Raw genomic sequence first — 3,280 nt, forward strand, 5'->3', positions numbered from 1 at the left:
TCAAATTTAAGAATAGTAATTTGTTATTTATATTAATAAATTTAATTCTATTGAAAATAGCTAAAGCATTGAAATTCTTGAATTTTAGCCGGATTGGTAAATGGTAGTGAAATTTCTTTTACTCAAATTTAGGTATTCATTGACCGTTCTTGTTATAAATACCAGAATAATAAGCTACTGATATTCGCTATCTTTTTTATCTTTAATCCATCATAGCTAGCGATGCAACAAAGCCCACTGGAATCTAGGTTGTAACCGTTCACGGATTGTGAGAATGAATAAAGAACTAAGCAGTCGTAACTTTTGGAAGGGATTTTGGCCATTGAGACGTGATGTCAAAAATATCGACAACATTCTTTCCACAAATCTTTCTCCATGTTCCGACCAGGTGAAAAAGCTGTTTTTACGATAGCCGTCTAATTTGCCGTTCTGCAAGGTTGTTGATTGACTTCAGGCTTTCGTAAAAACTTCCACACCATATCCTCGGCCTTAACATCTTAATGGCCATTCTCAAACCATTTACAAGCCTTGTCATTTCATGCCCCCCCTTTTTGCATTAGTTGTGTAGCATCTTTTAATATTAGCAAGGCCTATAATAGTGCAACACTGCCTTACGTATTGCCAATCCAAATTCTACTTGCTGTAAAATAACACAATCTGCTACATCGCTGCTAATCTCAATCCCTCTGTTTATTGGCCCTGGGTGCATAACAATCGCATCTGGTTTTGCGTATGATAGCTTTTGTGAATCAAGTCCATACAAATAAAAATATTCTTTCTCTGAAGAACTATTATTCATGCGCTCTTTCTGCAATCTCAAAAGCATAATTACGTCAGCATCCTTTATACCTTCAATTAATGAATAATGGACTGAATCTACTTCAGGAAAATGCTTACAAATCAAAGTTGGTGGTGCGACCAAGTTTATCTCTGCTCCAAACATTTTTAGCAATCTTATATTTGATCTTGCAACTCTACTGTGCAGAATATCTCCACATATCACAACTTTGAGGTCCTTTATTTGCTTTTTGTGATTGCTGATTACAAGATAGTCTGCAAGAGCTTGAGTTGGATGTTCACTACTTCCATCGCCTGCATTGATTAGCGAGCAGTTAACATACTTTGCCAGTGTATTAATGATACCACTACTTTTATGCCTGATTATTATGTAATCAGGATTCATTGCATTTAATGTTTTGATCATGTCTTTTAGATCTTCTCCCTTGTTAATAGAAGAAGATCTTATTGGCAAAGTTACAACATTTGCTCCAAGGCTTTTTGCTGCTATTTCAAAAGACGCAAGTGTACGCGTTGAATCTTCAAAGAATAAATTTATTACTGTCTTATTTTCCAAGATATGACTATTTGCAACTTCTTTTTTAAGGTACTGGTTGGCCAACTTAGTTATATTTTCTACATCATCGACTGTAAGGTCTGAGATGTTTAACAAATTCCTTCTCTTGTTCATAGTTTCCTTTTCAACTACTTGAACCTATTCTACTTTCTTATTACCTTTTTTCAATAGACTTCTTGTGCAGCAATTGTTTTGGTGAAAGAACGGGAAAAGATAGTAAAGTCAAAATTAAGTTAGAAGGAAGAAAAAGTTCAGCGAGTCAAGAGTAAGGTATATTAGCATAAATCTTTCATCCCAATGTTTAGTGGCGCTGGGGATTACTTCCACTTACACTCATCCACTATCATAACAGCCTCAAAAAGATGCTTCTCAAGTTCACTTAGAGGCAAATCACTTTGTGAATAATTTCCCCAAGATTTTAGTATATCGGAAGTTTCAACGCCTTCAATAATAGGATATTCTTGGTTTTTTTTAGCGTATAACTCTTGAGCCTGCTTGCTTACTAAAAATTCCAATAAGACTATAGCATTTTCCCTGTTTTTTGCGTTTTTTGTTACTGCTGCACCACTGATGTTTACCATTACACCGTGATCGTTGCGATTAGGAAAAAAAGCCCCTAGCTTGTCTGCAACATTCTTTTTATTTTCTGATGAAAGAATTCTCGCAAAGTAGTAGCTGTTTACTATTGCAACATCTCCCTCACCCGCTGCTACGGCGTAAATTTGATCAGTATCACCACCACTTGGTTTTCTTGCCATATTGCTCACAACTCCGCTTACCCATTCTTTCGTCTTTTCAAAACCATTATTTGCAATCATAAAAGCAATTAACGATCTGTTATATGGACTTGTAGAAGAACGCACTAATATTTTTCCTTTCCATTTTTCATTTGCTAAATCTTCATAAGTACTTAAGTCCTTAGGGTCTACTGACTCTTTATTGTAAACCAATATCCTAGCTCTTTTTGTAAGACCAAACCAATAATCTTCACTGTCTCTAAATCTTGCAGGTATAACACTTTTTAAAACCTCTGAATCTACTTGAGATAAAAGTCCTCTTTTTTTTGCTAGAATTAAGTTGATTGCATCAGCAGTCAAAAATAAGTCAGCTTCACCACCGTTTTCCATTCGTGAAAGTAGCTGAGAATAATCATCAATGATGTAACGTACTTTAATACCTGTATTTTTCGTGAATTCATCAAACAAAGTACGTACTAATTCTTCTTTGCGCGATGAATAAACATTTACCACTTGTGAGTCATTAGTTCCGTCGTTTCTGTATAAATAAGTAATAACTATCAATATAATTGCTATTAAGGATGTGAATATAAAGGCTTTTTTCATATTGGATAAAAAATAACTTCTTTCAGTTAAAGTTACCAAGATGGTACAACTTTAGCAAGTGTAAAGTTCGTTAGATAAATCATAAAAACTTCCTTGACAAGCTTCGCCAGCCCCCTTATTATAACACTGAAGCTATTTATTTATCTTCGCAATCTCTGCAGCGGATTAATGACAAAAAACTTAATGTATTTGGCGTAAATCATGCTTAATTTTTTGCACTATGTGCACCTTATTTCTTTATAAAATTTCTAGGTTTTTACCTAATATAAGCTGAAATGCGCTATTTAAAACATTAAAAAACGCCAACTTAAAAAATGGATAGTGAATAACTAGCTACCCTAGGGTTTCTTTTGCCTTTTTTTCTGTTTAGTAAATTGTATCCGTTCAGCGGAGTGGTAGAATAAGGTAGACAAAGCAAGATAATAAAGATAATCATAGAGCAAAAGTGAGGTAATGTGGTAAACCTTTGAGAACTTTGCAAAAATTTACAGCAAAAAATAGAAAAACTGAAAGCAGAGATAGAAAACTTAAAAGCAGAAAATAAAGCTTTAAAGATAGAGAACGCTGAATTAAAGGAAAGGCT

Annotated in this window: 2 protein-coding genes; both read right to left on the minus strand. The window is 34.2% G+C overall.

Features of this window, described 5'->3' with window-relative positions:
- Nucleotides 1-580 precede the first annotated feature (580 nt).
- Entirely contained in the window at nt 581-1,468 is an 888-nt protein-coding gene (locus OZD64_RS05225; protein WP_006280416.1) for an aspartate carbamoyltransferase catalytic subunit, read from the minus strand.
- 203 nt (nt 1,469-1,671) lie between these two features.
- On the minus strand, nt 1,672-2,697 hold the full coding sequence (locus OZD64_RS05230; RefSeq protein WP_274999451.1) for an extracellular solute-binding protein: 1,026 nt from the start codon (nt 2,695-2,697) through the stop codon (nt 1,672-1,674).
- Between the last annotated feature and the right edge of the window lie 583 nt (nt 2,698-3,280).

Origin of the sequence: Wolbachia endosymbiont of Drosophila tristis (genome assembly GCF_028981745.1) — a bacterium.
GTDB lineage: Bacteria > Pseudomonadota > Alphaproteobacteria > Rickettsiales > Anaplasmataceae > Wolbachia > Wolbachia pipientis.

Excerpts from the sequence above, each read along its gene's own strand:
- OZD64_RS05225 (WP_006280416.1), bottom strand. The coding sequence starts at position 1,468 with ATGAACAAGAGAAGGAATTTGTTAAACATCTCAGACCTTACAGTCGAT.
- OZD64_RS05230 (WP_274999451.1), bottom strand. The coding sequence starts at position 2,697 with ATGAAAAAAGCCTTTATATTCACATCCTTAATAGCAATTATATTGATA.